Genomic DNA, 17,777 nt, shown 5'->3' on the forward strand with positions numbered 1-17,777 from the left:
GCCCATGACCGCGTCTGCCGACCAGCTGGTCGAGGGCCTCCGGGCCGCGCTGAAGGAGAACGAACGACTTCGCGTGCGCAACCGGGAGCTGACCGCCGGGACCCGCGAGCCGATCGCGATCGTCGGTACCGGCTGCCGGTATCCCGGTGGCGTCGCGAACACACGGGACCTCTGGGAGGTCGTCGCCGGGGAACGGGACGTGATCACCGGCATGCCCGCCGGGCGTGGCTGGGATCTCGACGAGCTCTACCACCCCGACCCGTACGAGCCGGGCCGGTGCCACGCGCGGGGCGGCGGGTTCCTCGACGCCGCGGGCGAATTCGACGCGGCGTTCTTCGGGATCAGCCCGCTGGAGGCCGCGGCGATGGACCCGCAGCAGCGGCTCGTGCTGGAAACCGCTTGGGAGGCACTGGAAACGGCGGGCATCCGGCCCGGCGACCTGCGGGGCACGCCCGCCGGGGTGTTCGTCGGTGCGAGCGTCGGCGACTACGCGCCGCGCGAGATCCCGGAAGAGCTGGAAGGCCAGGTGCTGACCGGGAACGCGCTGAGCGTCGTGTCCGGCAGGCTGTCCTACCTGCTCGGGCTGGAGGGCCCCGCGCTCACCGTCGACACGGCGTGTTCCTCCTCGCTGGTGGCCCTGCACCTCGCGGTCCGCGCGCTGCGCCGGGGCGAGTGCTCGATCGCGCTCGCGGGCGGGTCGACGGTCATGTCGACACCGAACAACCTGATCGAGATGTCCCGCCAGCAGGTGCTCTCCGCCGACGGCCGGTGCAAGGCCTACGCCGCCGCCGCGGACGGCGCGGGATTCGCCGAGGGCGCCGGGATGCTGGTGCTGGAAACGCTTTCCCGGGCACGCGCCGCCGGGCACCCGGTGCTGGCGGTGATCCGGGGCACCGCGATCAACTCCGACGGCGCCAGCAACGGCCTCGCCGCGCCGCACGGTCCCGCGCAGGAGCGGGTGATCCGCGCCGCGCTGGCCGACGCGGAACTGGGCACCGGCGACGTCGACGTCGTCGAGGGCCACGGCACCGGAACCCGGCTGGGCGACCCGATCGAGGTGCAAGCGCTGCTGGCGACGTACGGCCGGGAACGGGTGCCGGAAAACCCGTTGTGGCTCGGGTCGGTCAAGTCCAACCTCGGGCACACCCAGGCCGCCGCCGGCGTGGCCGGGGTGCTCAAGATGGTGCTGGCGCTGCGGAACCGGTGGCTGCCGAAGACCCTGCACGTCGACGCGCCCTCGGACTACGTCGACTGGGACTCCGGCGGTGTGCGGGTACTGGAGTCCGGCCGCGCGTGGGCGGCGGCCGACCGGCCGCGCCGTGCCGCGGTGTCGTCCTTCGGCATCAGCGGCACCAACGCCCACGTGATCCTGGAGGAGGTTCCCGCCGAGGCGCCCGCGCCCGTTGCGCCTGCCGCGCCGCCGGTGGCGCTCGCGTGGCCGGTGTCGGCGAAGACGCCGGAAGCCTTGCGGGCACAGGCGGATCGGCTCGCGGAGCCGGTGGCGGCGCAGCCGGCGCGGGACGTGGCCTTCTCGCTCGCGGAGCACCGGTCGTCGTTCGAGCACCGTGCGGTCGTGCTCGGCGCGGACACCGGGGAACTGCTCGCCGGGCTGCGTTCGCTGGCCGGGGGCGAGGCGGGCGCGAACGTGGTGACAGGCCTCGCCCGTGACGTCGGCAAGACCGTTTTCGTCTTCCCCGGCCAGGGCGCGCAATGGGCGGGCATGGCGAAGGAACTGCTCGCGTCGTCGCCGGTGTTCGCCGCGCGGATCGAGGAGTGCGCCGCCGCGCTGGAGTCCTATGTGGACTGGTCGCTGACCGACGTGCTGGCGGGCGACGGCGAATCGCTGGAGCGGGTGGACGTCGTCCAGCCCGTGCTGTGGGCGGTCATGCTCGGGCTCGCCGAGCTGTGGATGTCGGCCGGGGTACGGCCCGCCGCGGTGCTCGGGCATTCCCAGGGCGAGATCGCCGCCGCGTGCGTCGCGGGCGCGCTCAGCCTCGAGGACGGCGCGAAGGTGGTCGCGCTGCGCAGCAAGATCGCCTCGCGGCTGGCGGGCGCGGGCGGCGGGCTCTGGCTGCCGCTGCCCGCCGACCGCGTCGAGGCCATGCTCCGGCAGTGGCCGGACCGGCTGTGGGTCGCGGTGGTGAACGGGCCGGACTCGACGGTCATCACCGGTGACGTCCCGGCGCTGGAGGAACTCGCCGCGCGGTGCACCCGCGACGGGATCGACTTCCGTACCTTCTCCGCCGCGTACGCTTCGCACTCGCCGCGCGTGGAGGTGTTGTACGAACCGCTGATGGAGGCGCTGGCGGGCATCACCCCGCGCCCGGCGGAAATCCCGTTCTATTCCACTGTGGACGTGGCCGCCGTGGACGGCACCGCGCTCGACGCCGAGTACTGGTACCGCAACATGCGTCAGCCGGTCCGGTTCGATCCGGCCGTCCGGCTGCTGCTCGGCGCCGGCTACGACGTGTTCGTCGAGCCGTCCGCGCATCTGGTGCTGGGCAACGCCGTCCGCGACATCGCCGCGTCCGCGGGTGCCGAGGCCACCGTCACCGGCACGCTGCGCCGGGGGCACGGTTCACTGCGGCAGTTCCTGTCGGCCGCCGCGGGCCTGCACGTCGCGGGCGGCGCCGTCGGCTGGTCCGCGCTGGTGCCGGGGGCGCGTGCGGTGGACCTGCCGACCTACGCCTTCCAGCACCGGTCGTTCTGGACGCGGCCCGCGCCGAAGGCCACCGGACGGTACGCCGACGGCCATCCGCTGCTGGACACCGTCATCCCGCGCCCGGACGGCGAAGGCTGGACGATGACCGGGCGGCTCTCGCCGGGCGAGCAGCCCTGGCTGGCAGGCTGTGACGGCGGGGCGGTCCTGCTGGAGCTGGCGATCGCCGCCGGCGACCGGGCGGGTTGCGACCGGATCGACGAGCTGACCGTCGAGACACCACTGGCCGTCGAGGCGGGCGGTCCGGTCGAACTGCACATCGCGGTGGACCCGGACGGCGAAGGCCGTTGGAATATCGCCGTGCACGCCCGGCGCGGCGAGGACTGGGTCCGGCACGCTTCCGGTGTGCTGAGCGCGGGCACCGGCCGGGCCGGGGTGCCCGAGCCGGACGGCGAGGGGGAGGCCGTCGAGCTGGCCGGGGACCGGTCCGCGGACGCGTTCGGCATCCACCCGGCACTGCTCGGTCCCGTGCTACGGCGTTTCGGCGGGCACGTCACGTTCACCGGCGTGGACCTGCGCGCGGCGGGCGCCGCCGTCGTCCGTGTCCACACCACCGATGTGTCCACTGTGGATGGAGCGGGGGCGCTGCTGGTCACCGACGAGTCCGGCACCCCGGTGCTGACCGTGGACTCCGTCGTCCCGCGCCCCGCGGCGCTTCCCGCGGCCAGCGGTTCGCTGTACCGGCCCGGCTGGATGCCGTTGTCCGGCGAGGCTCCCGAGCCCGGCCGGTGGCGGGTTCCCGGCGACGACCCGTGGGGCCTCGGCTCGGACGAGCACTCGCCGGTCACGGTCCTGCCGTGCTTCGGCGACCCGGACGGCGACGTGACCGGTCAGGCACATGACGTGTCGCGGCGGGTGCTGCGGCTGGCCCAGGAAACCCTTGCCGTCGAGCGTGGACGGCTCGTCGTGGTGACGCGGGAAGCCGTCGCCGCCGGAGACGGCGTCGTGGGTGATCTCGCGATGTCCCCGCTGTGGGGGCTGGTGCGCTCGGCGGCCTCGGAGTATCCGGGCCGGTTCCTGCTGGTCGACGTCGACCGGCGGGCCGGAGCCGACGACGTCCGCCGGGCGGTCGCGGTCGCGCTGGACCGGGACGAGCCGCAGCTCGCCGTCCGTGCCGGGCGGCGGTACGTCCCGCGCGTGACCAAGGCGGCCGAGGCGCACGACGTCGCTTTCCCTTCGGCGGGAACGGTTCTGGTCACCGGCGGCACCGGGGCGCTCGGCTCGCTGGTGGCACGCCGGCTCGTGGAGCGGCACGGGGTGCGCGGCCTGGTCCTGGTGAGCAGGCGGGGCCTCGCGGCCGCGGGCGCGGAAACGCTGCGAGACGAACTCGCCGCGCTGGGAGCGCGGGTGCGGGTCGTCGCGTGCGACGTGTCCGACCGGGCCGCGCTGGCCGGCGTGCTGGCGTCGATTCCCGACCTGACCGCCGTCGTCCACACGGCCGGCCTCATCGACGACGCGCCGTTGGCCGACATCACGCCGGACCGGCTCGCGGGCGTGTTCGGCCCCAAGGTCGACGCGGGCTGGCAGCTGCACGAACTCACCGCGGACCGGGACCTCGCGGCGTTCGTGCTCTTCTCCTCGTTCTCCGGGATCATCGGCAACGCGGGCCAGGCGGGTTACGCGGCGGCGAACACCTTCCTCGACGCGCTGGCGGCGCATCGCCGCGCACTCGGCCTGCCCGCGGTCTCCCTCGCCTGGGGGCTCTGGCGCACGGTGGCCGCCGGCGGTCTCACCGAGGCGGATCTGGTGCAGCTGAACAGGTCCGGCATCACCGCGATGACCGAGGAGCACGGGCTGGCGTTGTTCGACCGCGCGCTGGGCGTGGCCGAGACGGTGGTCGCGCCGGTCGACGTGGACCTCGCCGCGCTGCGGGACCGTGCCGCGTCCGGCGAGCTCCCGGTGGTGCTGCGGGGTCTGGTGCCCAGGCCCCGGCGGACGGTCGTGCGGCAGGCCGGAACCGGCGACTGGGACAGCCGGGAGCGGCTCGACGTGGCCGCCGAGTGGGTGCGCCGCCGCCCCGGCGTCACCCAGGCCGTAGTGGTGCCAAGGGAAAACGGGCGGATGGCGGCTTATGTCGTCGTCGAAGGTGACGCCGCGCTCGAGGCGCTTCGCGCGGAGCTGCCCGCTTACCTGACGCCGGACGCCGTGGTGACGACAGCCGCGACCCGCCTTCCCGACCCCGAACACGCTCCGGTGGGGGAGCGTCCGCCGGGCACCGCGCGCGAAGAGCTGTTGTGCGGGCTGTTCGCCGAGCTCCTCGGCCTCGCGTCGGTGAACGTCGACGACGGTTTCTTCGATCTGGGCGGGCATTCCCTGCTCGCGACCCGGCTGGTGAGCCGGATCAGGAGCGTGCTCGACACCGAGATCCCGGTGCGCGCGCTGTTCGAAACGCCCAGCGTGGCCGGGCTGGCCGGGCGGTTCGGCGATCCGGGCCGCGACCGCGCGGCGCTGGTGCCGGTGCCGCGGCCGGAGGTCGTGCCGCTGTCGTTCGCACAGCAGCGGCTCTGGTTCCTCTACGCGCTGGAAGGTCCGTCCGCCACCTACAACATCCCGCTCGTGCTCCGGCTGACCGGCGAAGTGGACGCCGGGGTGCTCCGCCAGGCGCTGGAGGACGTCGTCGGACGGCACGAAAGCCTGCGCACGGTCTTCCCGGACGTGGACGGCGAACCACACCAGGAGATCCTCGACGCCGCAAGCGTGTCCCTCGATTTCGATGTCGTCGAAGTCACCGAAGACACCGTCGAGGACGCGGTGGCGCGGGCGGCCACCCGCGGGTTCGACCTGGCCACCGACATCCCGCTCCGGGCGCGGCTCTGCGTACTCGGCGCGGACCGGTCGGTGCTGGTCGTGGTGCTGCACCACATCGCGGGCGACGGCTGGTCCGTCGGCCCGCTCGCGCGGGACCTCACCACCGCGTACACCGCCCGCCGAGCCGACGAACGTCCACAATGGACACCCTTGCCGGTGCAGTACGCGGATTACACGCTGTGGCAGCGGAACCTGCTCGACGAGCGCGGAAGTCTGCTGGCCGATCAGGTCGGGTACTGGACGGATCGGCTGGCGGGGATCCCCGAACAGCTCGACCTCCCGCTCGACCGGCCGCGGCCCGCGGTGTCGTCCTATGCCGGCGACCTGGCCCGGTTCACCCTCGACGCCGGGTTGCACGGGCGGCTCGTCGACCTCGCGCGCTCGGGTGACGCGACGGTGTTCATGGTGTTGCAGGCCGCGCTGGCCGCCCTGTTCACCCGGCTCGGCGCGGGGACGGACATCCCGCTCGGCGCGCCGGTCGCCGGCCGGACCGACGACGCGCTCGACGACCTGATCGGCTTCTTCGTCAACACCCTGGTACTGCGCGCGGACACCTCGGGCGATCCGTCGTTCACCGAGCTGCTGGCCAGGATCCGCGAGACGAGCCTGGCGGCCTACGCGCACCAGGACGTCCCGTTCGAGTACCTGGTGGAGCTGCTCAACCCGCAGCGCTCCACCGCGCATCACCCGCTGTTCCAGGTGGCGCTGGCGCTGCAGAACAACGAGCGCGGCCGGTTCGGGCCGCCGGGTCTCACCGCGAGCCTCGACGTCGCGTCGACCCGGACGTCGCGGTTCGACCTGTTCTTCAGCGTCACGGAGGAAACCGGCGCGGACGGCGAGCCCGACGGGGTGTCGGTCCTGGTCGAGTACGCCACCGACATCTTCGACGCCGAGACGGTCTCGACGCTGGTAGCCCGCTGGGAGCGGTTGCTGCGCGCGGTCGCCGCCGACCCCGCCGCGGCGATCGGCGACGCGGACATCCTCGCCCCGCGGGAACGGGCGGCCCTGCTCGCCCCGCCCGGGCCCGGCACCGCCGGACGCCTGCTGCCGGAACTGTTCGAGGAACACGTGCGGGAGCGGCCGGACGCCGTCGCGATCGTGTCCGGGGACACCCGGTGGACGTACGCGGAGCTGAACGCGCGGGCCAACCGCGTGGCCCGGTTGCTGCTCGACGGCGGGATCGGTCGCGAAGACCGGGTGGCCCTGCTGCTGCCGCGGTCGGCCGAACTGGTCGCCGCGATCCTGGGCGTCCTCAAGGCCGGGGCCGCGTATGTCCCGGTCGACCCGGACTACCCCGCCGCGCGCATCACGTACCTGCTCGACGACGCCGCCCCGAGCCGGGTGCTGGCGATCTCGGCGACGGCGGTGCCCGGGGCCGTCGTGCTCGACGCGCCGGAGGTGCGGGCGGCACTGGAGGCGTATCCCGGCACGGACCCGGGTGTGCCGGGCGACCCCGGTCAAGCCGCGTACGTGATCTACACGTCGGGATCGACCGGCGCGCCCAAAGGCGTGGTGGTACCGCACCGCAATGTCGCACGGTTGCTGGAGGTCACCCAGCTGTGGTTCCGGTTCGGCCGCGAGGACGTCTGGACGTTGTTCCACTCGGCGTCGTTCGACTTCTCCGTGTGGGAACTGTGGGGCGCGCTGGCCTGGGGCGGGTCCGTGGTCGTGGTGTCCCACGAGGTCAGCCGGTCACCGGAGCGGTTCGTGCGGTTGCTGGCCCGCGAGCGGGTAACGGTGCTCAACCAGACGCCGTCGGCGTTCTCCCAGCTGGCCGAGGCCGAGCGCGAGACTCCGCTGCCGTCGTCCCTGCGGACCATCGTGTTCGGCGGGGAGGCGCTGGACCTGTCCCGGCTCGCCGCCTGGTACGAGCGGCATCCGGACCGGGCCCCGTTGCTGGTCAACATGTACGGGATCACCGAAACCACCGTGCACGTCAGCTACCTGGAGCTGGACCGCGGTTCGGCCGCGGCGGCGACGGCCAGCAGGATCGGGGAGCCGCTGCCGGATCTGGCGGCCTACGTGCTCGACGCGGGCCTGCGCCCGGTACCGCCCGGTGTCGCCGGCGAGCTGTACGTGGCGGGGGCCGGTGTAGCCAGGGGCTATCTCGGCCGTCCCGGCCTGACGGCGAGCCGGTTCGTGGCGGATCCGTTCGGGGCGCCGGGTTCCCGGATGTACCGCACGGGTGACGTCGTGCGGCGCGACCGGCACGGCGGGCTCGAGTACGTCGGCCGGGCCGACGACCAGGTCAAGGTGCGCGGCTTCCGGATCGAACCGGGCGAGGTGGAAGCCGTGCTGCGCACGCATCCTGCCGTCTCGCAGGCAGTGGTGATCGCGGCCGACAACCGGTTGGCCGCCTACGTCGTCTCCGGCGAATCGGAGGTCGGCGCGCTGCGGCGGTACGCGCGGGAGCGGCTCCCGGAACACCTGGTGCCGTCGGTGGTGCTGCGCGTCCCGGCGATTCCGCTGACCGCCAACGGGAAACTGGACCGCGCGGCGCTGCCGTCGCCGGAAGCGCCGGTGGCCGCGGGGCGGGCGCCGTCGACGCCGCACGAGGAGATCCTGGCCGGGTTGTTCGCCGAGGTGCTCGGCGTGCCGTCGGCGGGCGTCGACGACGACTTCTTCGACCTGGGCGGGCATTCGCTGCTCGCGACCCGGCTGATCAGCCGCATCCGCGGCGCGCTGGCGGTCGAACTGCCGGTGCGGGCGCTGTTCGAGACGCCGACACCGGCTGGGCTCGCCGAACGGCTGTCGACGGGGGACGCCGCCCGCCCGGCATTGGTGCGGCAGGAGCGGCCCGAGGTGCTGCCGCTGTCGTTCGCGCAGCAGCGGTTGTGGTTCCTGCACAAGTTCGAGGGGCCGTCGCCGACCTACAACATCCCGCTGGCGCTGCGCCTGAGCGGGGAGCTGGACCGGGACGCGCTCGAAGCGGCGCTCAACGACGTCGTCGCGCGCCACGAATCGCTGCGGACCGTGTTCCCCGAGCGGGACGGGCGTCCGTGGCAGCGGATCCTGGACACCGGGCTGTCGCTGCGGACCGAGCGGGTCGGCGAGGACGACCTCGCCGGGGCGCTGGCCGTGGCGGCGCGGTACGAGTTCGATCTGGCGGGGGAGATCCCGATCCGGACGACGTTGTTCGAGGTGGATGAGTCGACGTCGGTGTTGCTGGTGCTGGTGCATCACATCGCCGGTGACGGCTGGTCGTTGGGCCCGCTGGCCCGGGATCTCGTGAACGCCTACACCGCGCGGTGCGTGAAGACCGCTCCCAGCTGGGCGCCGCTACCGGTGCAGTATGCGGATTACACGCTGTGGCAGCGGTCTCTGCTGGGTGACGAGTCCGATGTGGACAGTTTGTTCGCCAAGCAGGTCACCTACTGGACCGAGCGACTGGCCGGTCTGCCGGAGGAGGTGACGATTCCGCTGGACCGTCCCCGGCCCGCGGTGGCCTCGTATTCCGGGGATGTCGTGTGGTTTGGGGTGGATGTGGGTGTGGTGGGTGGTTTGGGGGTGGTGGCTCGGGGTGTGGGTGCGTCGTTGTTCATGGTGTTGCAGGCTGGGTTGGCGGTGTTGGTGTCGCGGTTGGGTGGTGGGGGTGATGTTGCTGTTGGTTCGCCGATTGCGGGGCGGACTGATGGCGGGTTGGATGATTTGGTGGGTTTTTTTGTGAATACGTGGGTGTTGCGTTCGGATGTGTCGGGGGATCCGTCTTTTGTGGAGTTGGTGGGTCGGGTTCGTGAGGTGAGTTTGGGTGCGTATGAGCATCAGGATGTGCCGTTCGAGTTGTTGGTGGAGCGGTTGAATCCTCGTCGTTCGTCGGCGCATCATCCGTTGTTCCAGATCGCGCTCGCCCTGCAGAACAACGAAGAACCGCGGTTCACGCTGCAGGGACTGGACGTCCGGCCGGAGACGGCGTTGCCGGGTACCGCGCGGTTCGACCTGTTCCTGAACCTGACCGAAACGCCGGACGGCGGCCTCGCGGGCGCCGTCGAGTACGCGACCGAACTGTTCGACCGGGAGACCGTCGAGGATTTCGTCGAACGCTGGCTCCGGGTATTGCGGGCCTTGGCCGAAAACCCGGACCGCTCGATCAACGACGTCGAAATCCTGACGCCGGGGGAAAGTGCGCGTCTCACCGCCACCCCGGTGCTGCCCGCTCCCGTTCGCACGCTGCCGGAGTTGTTTCGTGCGCGTGCCGGGTGTGCTCCGGACGCGGTTGCTGTGGTGGCTGGTGGGGTTGAGCTGTCTTATCGGGATTTGGATGTTCGGGCGAATCGGTTGGCGCATTGGCTGATTGGCCGGGGTGTCGGTCCGGAGTGCCGGGTCGCGTTGGTGCTGGAGCGGTCGGTTGATCTGGTTGTCGCGGTTTTGGCGGTGGTGAAGGCGGGTGGTGCGTATGTGCCGGTCGATCCGGCGTACCCCGCGGAGCGGATCAGCGCCCTGCTCGATGACGCCGATCCGGTGTTGGTACTGCGCGAACTGCCGGACGTGTCCGGCTTCCCCGGCAGCGATCCGGACGTCCGGGTACTGCCGGAAAATCTGGCGTATGTGATGTTCACGTCGGGGTCGACGGGTGTGCCGAAGGGCGTGGCGGTGACCCAGGCGGACGTCGCGGGGCTGGTGTCGGACGGGTGCTGGGGTGGGGCGCATCGGCGGGTTCTGGTGCATTCGCCGCAGGTGTTCGACGCGTCGACGTACGAGTTATGGGTTCCGCTGGTGCACGGTGGAGCGCTGGTGCTCGCGCCTCCGGGTGAATTCGACGCGGCGGTGCTGGAACGGACGGTGGTCGAGCACGGCGTCACCGGGTTGTGGCTCACGGCCGGGCTTTTCACCCTGATGACCGAGCACCACCCGAGCTGTTTCGCGGCGGTGGAGCAGGTGTGGACCGGCGGCGACGTCGTGTCGCCCGAAGCGGTCCGCCGGTTGTTCGACACGTATCCCGGGATTTCCGTGGTGGACGGCTACGGTCCGACGGAGACGACCACGTTCGCGACCCGGCACGTGATGACCCGGGACAACCCTCCACAAGGGACGGTCCCGATCGGGGCCCCGATGGAGGCCATGCGCGTCTACGTCCTCGACGAGCGCCTGCGCCTGACGGCCCCGGGCGTCCCCGGCGAGCTGTACGTCTCCGGAGCCGGGGTAGCACGGGGTTATCTCGGCCGCCCCGGCCTGACGGCGGATCGGTTCGTGGCCGATCCGTTCGGCGTCCCTGGTGCGCGGATGTATCGCACAGGGGACGTGGTGCGGTGGAATCGGCGTGGCGAGCTGGAGTTCGTCGGCCGGGCCGATGATCAGGTCAAGGTGCGCGGTTTCCGGGTGGAGCCCGGAGAGGTCGAGGCCGCGTTGTTCGATCAGCCCGAGGTCGCGCAGGCCGTGGTCGTCGCGCGGGAAGACCGGCTCGTTGCCTACGTCGTCCCTGAAGTCGAGACCGACACGGGCGAGGGAGACGCGCAGGTTGATGAGTGGCGCGATGTCTACGACACGATGTACGGGGCCGAGCGGGTCGCGGAGCTGGGTTCGGACTTCACGGGGTGGAACAGTTCTTACACGGGTGAGCCGATTCCACTGGACGAGATGGAGTCCTGGCGGGCGGCCGCGGTCGAGCGGATCCGGGAGTCGTCGCCCCGCCGGATTCTGGAGATCGGTGTCGGCTCTGGTTTGCTGCTGGGGCCGTTGCTGGATGATGTCGAGTCCTATTGGGCGACGGACTTTTCGGCGCCGGTGATCGAGCGGCTCCGGCAGCAGGTCGACGCTGGGAATGTGGAGTTGCGGTGTCAGCCCGCGGATGATGTTTCGGGGTTGCCGGCCGGGTTTTTCGATGTGGTGGTGCTGAACTCGATTGTTCAGTATTTCCCGGACGGTGCCTACTTGAAGCGTGTTCTGGATGGGGCGTTGCGGTTGCTGGCGCCGGGTGGCCGGATTTTCGTGGGTGACGTCCGGTATCAGCGGACGGTGCGTGCTCTGCATACGGTGGTGCAGGCGGGCCGGGCGGAGTCGGTGGAGCGGTTGCGCGCGTCTGTTGAGCAGGCTGTGTTGCTGGAGAAGGAGCTTGTCCTCGATCCGGGGTTCTTCTCGTTGTGGGCCAAGGAGAATTCTGCGGGTGTCGATATCCGGCTCAAGCGGGGTGCGGCGCACAACGAGTTGACCCGGCATCGGTATGAGGTGGTTGTTCATCGCGATCCGGCCGATGTGGTGCCGGTGGCGGAGTTGCCGGAGCTGGAGTTCACGAGCTTGGACGAACTGGGTGACGTCGAGGTTCCGGTGCGGGTCGTCGGTATCCCGAATCCCCGGTTGACCGGGGAACTGGCCGCAGCCAGGGCGCTGACCCGGCACGCGCCCCTCGACGATGTCCGGGCCCGCCTGCGCGCCAGGACGGGGCTGGACCCGGAAGCACTGCACGCCTGGGGCGAGCGGAGCGGCTACCGCGTCGTGACGACCTGGTCACCGCACGATTCCGCCGCCTACGAGGCTGTCCTCCTCCCCGCCGGGAACGACGACCGTCTGACCGGCGTGTACCGGTACCCCGACGGCGGACGGCCCCGCTCCGCGCTGGTGAACAACCCGCTCGGCTCCCGGACCACCGGCCACCTGCTGGCCCGGCTGCGGGACCGGCTCGCCGAACGGTTGCCGGACTACCTCGTCCCGGCCACCATCCTCGCGATCGACGAGATCCCGCTGACCGGCAACGGCAAGGTGGACCGGGCGGCCCTCCCTGAACCCGGCAGGCACCACGTCACCGGCCGCGCCCCGCGCACCCCGCAGGAGGAAGTCCTGTGTGGACTGTTCGCGGAGATCCTCGGACGACCGACGGTCGGTGTCGACGACGGCTTCTTCGACCTCGGCGGGCATTCGCTGCTCGCGACCAGGCTGATCAGCCGGATCCGGGCGGTGTTCGGGGTGGACCTGCCGGTGCGCGCGCTCTTCGAGGCGGACACCGTGGCACTGCTCGCCGAGCGGGTGCACGGCGGATCGGAGCGGCCCGCGCTGGTACCGCGGGAACGTCCCGAGGTGCTGCCGCTGTCGTTCGCGCAGCAGCGGTTGTGGTTCCTGCACAAGCTGGAGGGGCCGTCGGCGACCTACAACATCGCGCTCGCCCTGCGGCTCACCGGCGAGCTGGACCGCGAGGCACTGGAGGCGGCACTCGGTGACGTCGTCGGACGGCACGAGTCGCTGCGGACCGTGTTCCCCGAGATCGACGGCAAGCCACGCCAGCTCGTCACCGAGGACAGGCCGTCCCTGCGGCTCGACCGGACCACCGAGACCGAGCTCACGGAGACGCTGAGCGTGGCGGCGCGGTACGAGTTCGATCTGGCGGGGGAGATCCCGATCCGGACGACGTTGTTCGAGGTCGATGAGTCGACGTCGGTGCTGCTGGTGCTGGTGCATCACATCGCCGGTGACGGCTGGTCGATGGGCCCGCTGGCCCGGGACCTCGTGACGGCCTACACCGCTCGCCGCGACGGCGTGGTGCCCGGGTGGGCGCCGCTGCCCGTGCAGTACGCGGACTACACGCTGTGGCAGCGTTCCCTGCTCGGCGATGAGTCCGATGTGGACAGCCTGTTCAACCGGCAGGTCGCGTACTGGACGGACCGGCTCGACGGACTGCCCGACGAATCCACCGTGCCGCTGGACCGGCCGCGCCCTGCCGTCGCCTCGTATGAGGGCGACACGGTGTGGTTTGGGGTGGATGTGGGTGTGGTGGGTGGTTTGGGGGTGGTGGCTCGGGGTGTGGGTGCGTCGTTGTTCATGGTGTTGCAGGCTGGGTTGGCGGTGTTGGTGTCGCGGTTGGGTGGTGGGGGTGATGTTGCTGTTGGTTCGCCGATTGCGGGGCGGACTGATGGTGGGTTGGATGATTTGGTGGGTTTTTTTGTGAATACGTGGGTGTTGCGTTCGGATGTGTCGGGGGATCCGTCTTTTGTGGAGTTGGTGGGTCGGGTTCGTGAGGTGAGTTTGGGTGCGTATGAGCATCAGGATGTGCCGTTCGAGTTGTTGGTGGAGCGGTTGAATCCTCGTCGTTCGTCGGCGCATCATCCGTTGTTCCAGATCGCGCTCGCCCTGCAGAACAACGAAGAAGCCCGCTTCGACTTCCCGGGCCTCCAGGCAGATCTGGAGCTGGCTCCCACCTACACCTCCCGGTTCGACCTCTTCTTCAGCCTCACCGAAAAATTCGACGAATCCGGTGCGCCCGCGGGTATCACGGGGATGGTCGAATACGCGACGGAACTTTTCGACCGGGAAACCGTCGAAGAGCTGTCACGCCGCTTCGTCGGTCTGCTCCGCTCTCTCGCCGCGAACCCGGAGAAACCGATCAGCCAAGCCGAAATCCTCTTCCCGGCGGAACGGGTGCGGCTGCTCCCGCCCGCCCCGGAACCGATCGGTGCCACCCTGCCGGAGTTGTTCCGTGCGCGTGTCGAGTGTGCTCCGGACGCGGTCGCCGTCGTGTCCGGTGGGGTTGCGCTGTCCTATCGGGATGTGGATGTTCGGGCGAATCGGTTGGCGCATTGGCTGGTTGGCCGGGGTGTTGGTCCGGAGTCCCGGGTCGCGTTGGTGCTGGAGCGGTCGGTTGACCTGGTCGTCGCGATCCTCGCGGTGGTGAAATCCGGTGGTGCTTACGTGCCGGTCGATCCGTCGTATCCCGCGGAGCGGATCAGCGACCTGATCGACGACGTGGCCCCAGTGCTGACGTTGCGCGAACTGCCCGACGTGACCGGCCTTCCGGCCAGTGACCCGGGCATCGCCGTCGATCCCCGGAACCTGGCGTATGTGATGTTCACGTCGGGGTCCACCGGTGTGCCGAAGGGCGTGGCGGTGACTCACGCCGATGTCGCGGGTCTCGTTCTGGACGGCTGCTGGGGTGGGGCGCATCGGCGGGTTCTGGTGCATTCACCGCAGGTGTTCGACGCGTCGACGTACGAGTTGTGGGTTCCGCTGGCACACGGCGGAACGCTGGTCCTCGCGCCGTCGGGAGAATTCGACGCCGCGGTGCTGGCGCGGACCATCACCGACGGCGGTGTCACCGGGTTGTGGCTCACCGCCGGGCTGTTCAGCCTGATGGTGGAGCAGCATCGGGCCTGTTTCGCCGCCCTGGAGCAGGTGTGGGCCGGGGGTGACGTCGTGTCGCCCGACGCGGTTCGCGAGCTGCTCGACGCCCACCCGGGGCTCACGGTCGTCGACGGTTACGGTCCGACGGAGACGACCACGTTCGCGACGCGGCACGTGATGACGCGGGACAACCCTCCACAAGGGACGGTCCCGATCGGGGTCCCGATGGAGGCCATGCGCGTCTACGTCCTCGACGAGCGTCTGAGTCTCGTACCGCCCGGTGTCGCCGGTGAGTTGTACGTGAGCGGCGACGGGGTGGCCCGCGGTTACCTCGGCCGTCCGGGGCAGACCGCCGTGCGGTTCCTGCCCGATCCGTTCGGCGTGCCCGGCACGCGGATGTACCGCACCGGGGACGTGGTGCGGTGGAACCGGCGTGGCGAGCTGGAATTCGTCGGCCGGGCGGACGACCAGGTCAAGGTGCGCGGTTTCCGGGTGGAGCCCGGAGAGGTCGAGGCCGCGCTGCTCGATCAGCCCGAAGTCTCGCGGGCCTTCGTCCTCGCCAGGTCCGAGCGGCTGGTCGCCTATGTCGTCCCGGAAGCCAAAACCGACACGGACGCCGGAGACGCGCAGGTCGATGAGTGGCGCGATGTCTACGACACGATGTACGGGGCCGAGCACGGCACGGAGCTGGGTTCGGACTTCACGGGGTGGAACAGTTCTTACACGGGCGAGCCGATTCCACTGGACGAGATGGAGTCCTGGCGCGCCGCCGCCGTCGAACGGATCGGTGAATCCGCGCCCCGCCGGATTCTGGAGATCGGCGTCGGCTCCGGCCTGTTGCTCGGGCCGCTGCTGGAGCAGGTGGACGAGTACTGGGCGACGGACTTCTCGGCTCCGGTGATCGAGCGGCTCCGGCAGCAGGTCGACGCTGGGAATGTGGAGTTGCGGTGTCAGCCCGCGGATGATGTTTCGGGGTTGCCGACGGGGTTTTTCGATGTGGTGGTGCTGAACTCGATCGTCCAGTATTTCCCGGATGGCGCCTACCTGAAGCGGGTTCTGGACGGGGCATTGCAATTGCTGGCACCGGGCGGCCGGATTTTCGTGGGTGATGTCCGGCATCAGCGGACGGTGCGGGCGTTGCATACGGCGGTGCAGGCCGGGCGGGCGGACTCCGTCGAGCGGTTGCGCGCCTCCGTTGACCAGGCTGTGCTGCTGGAGAAGGAACTCGTGCTCGATCCGGGTTTCTTCTCGTTGTGGGCCAAGGAGAATTCTGCGGGTGTCGATATCCGCCTCAAGCGCGGTTCAGCGCACAACGAGCTGACCCGGCACCGATACGAGGTGGTTATTCATCGCGATCCGGCCGATGTGCTGTCGGTGGCGGAGCTGCCGGAGCTGGAGTTCACGGGCTTGGACGAACTGTCCGACGTCGAAGTGCCGGTGCGGCTGGTCGGCATCCCGAATCCCCGGTTGACCGGGGAACTGGCCGCAGCCAGGGCACTGACCCGGCACCTGTCCCTCGACGAAATCCGCCTGCGGCTGAAGAACGGCCACGGCGCCGACCCGGAAGAACTGCACGCCTGGGGTGAGCGGAGCGGCTACCGCGTCGTGACGACCTGGTCGCCCGACGACCCCGGCACGTACGAGGCGATCGTGCTCCCCGGCGATCAGGACGGGCCGCTGACCGGCGTCCACCGCGCACCGGCAGGGCGTCCGCTGACGGCACTGGCCAGCAACCCCGTCGGGTCGCGCTCCACCGGCAGGCTGCTGACCGGCCTTCGCGACCGGCTCGCCGAACGCCTGCCCGCCTACCTGGTGCCGTCGGCGATCCTCGCCATCGACGAGATCCCGCTGACCGCCAACGGCAAGGTGGACCGGGACGCCCTGCCGGACCAGCTGCCCGCGACCGCGGGCAGCGCGCCGAGGACCCCCGTCGAAGAAGTCCTCTGTGGACTGTTCGCGGAGATGCTCGGCCGGGCCACCGTCGGTGTCGACGAGAGCTTCTTCGACCTCGGCGGGCATTCGCTGCTCGCGACCAGGCTGGTCAGCCGGATCAAGGCGGTGCTCGGGGCGGACCTCCCGGTCCGCGCGCTCTTCGAAGCGGCCACAGTGGACAGTCTGGCGCAGCGGATCCAGGGCGGCGGCGAGGACACCGCGTTCGACGTCGTCCTGCCGCTGCGGCGGGGCGGCACCCGGCCGCCGCTGTTCTGCGTGCATCCGATCAGCGGGCTGAGCTGGACCTATTCCGGGCTGCTGCGGTATCTGAGCCCCGAGTTCCCGGTGTACGGGCTGCAGTCACGCGGCCTCGCCGACGAGGCCGCGCTGCCGCGTTCGGTCGAGGAGGTCGCGCGGGACTACATCGCCGAGCTCACCCGCGTCCAGCCGGAAGGCCCGTACCACCTGCTGGGCTGGTCGTTCGGCGGGATGGTGGCGCACGCCATCGCCGCGGAGCTGCAACGCCGCGGCGAGGAGGTCGCGCTGCTCGTGCTGCTCGACGCGAGCCCTGCCAAACCGTGGACGCCGGAGGAGCTCGCGGTGGCCCGCGACATGGACCGCACCGGCGCCTACACCCGGATGCTCGCCGCGTTCGGGATCGGCGCCGAGGGGCTCGCCGGGGAAACCCTGACCCACGAACGGTTCCAGGAGATCGCCCGTGAGCGGAACATCGTGCTGGCGAGCCTGGAGGAGGACCACGTCACCGCGCTGATGCGGGTGATGCGGAACAACGCCGACATCATCGGCAGGCTCCGGCACGAACCGATCGCGGTCGACACCCTGCTGTTCGTCGCCGAGGACGAGCCGGACGTGCTCACCGCCGACGCCTGGGCCGAATACCTGAAGCGGGCGGCCGAGGTACATCCGGTGCCCTGTGACCACATCGGCATGACACTGCCGGACTCGCTGGCGGTCATCGGCCCGGTGCTGGAACGGAAACTGCGCGCCGTGGCGCGGAACCGACGGGAAGGGAACTCATGACGAATCCGTTCGACGACGCCGACGGCACCTTCAAGGTGCTGGTCAACGACGAGGGGCAGCACTCGCTGTGGCCCGCCTTCGCCGACGTGCCCGCCGGGTGGACGGTGGCGCACGGCGACGACACCCGTGCGGCCTGCCTGGACTACGTCGAGCGGCACTGGACCGATCTGCGGCCGGCGAGCCTGATCCGCGCCATGGACGAAAGCCGCTGACCGAAACTCCCAGGAGGATGCCC

General features: G+C 70.8%; 2 protein-coding genes. Both read left to right on the top strand.

What is annotated here, in order from left to right:
- Positions 1 to 4: 4 nt before the first annotated feature.
- A complete protein-coding gene (locus tag ACFWY9_RS06095; protein ID WP_378338279.1) occupies positions 5 to 17,542 on the top strand; it encodes an amino acid adenylation domain-containing protein in 17,538 nt (5,845 codons plus the stop codon).
- On the top strand, positions 17,539 to 17,754 hold the full coding sequence (locus ACFWY9_RS06100) for an MbtH family protein (protein WP_378327294.1): 216 nt from the start codon (positions 17,539 to 17,541) through the stop codon (positions 17,752 to 17,754). Before ACFWY9_RS06095 ends, ACFWY9_RS06100 begins: the two co-directional genes overlap by 4 nt.
- The last annotated feature ends 23 nt before the right edge of the window (positions 17,755 to 17,777 follow it).

This window comes from Amycolatopsis sp. NPDC059027 (genome assembly GCF_042739735.1).
In the GTDB taxonomy this organism is placed as follows: domain Bacteria; phylum Actinomycetota; class Actinomycetes; order Mycobacteriales; family Pseudonocardiaceae; genus Amycolatopsis.

What these genes read in the sequence shown, in the direction of transcription:
- ACFWY9_RS06095 (WP_378338279.1), top strand. Translation starts at nt 5, where the DNA reads ATGACCGCGTCTGCCGACCAGCTGGTCGAGGGCCTCCGGGCCGCGCTG.
- ACFWY9_RS06100 (WP_378327294.1), top strand. Translation starts at nt 17,539, where the DNA reads ATGACGAATCCGTTCGACGACGCCGACGGCACCTTCAAGGTGCTGGTC.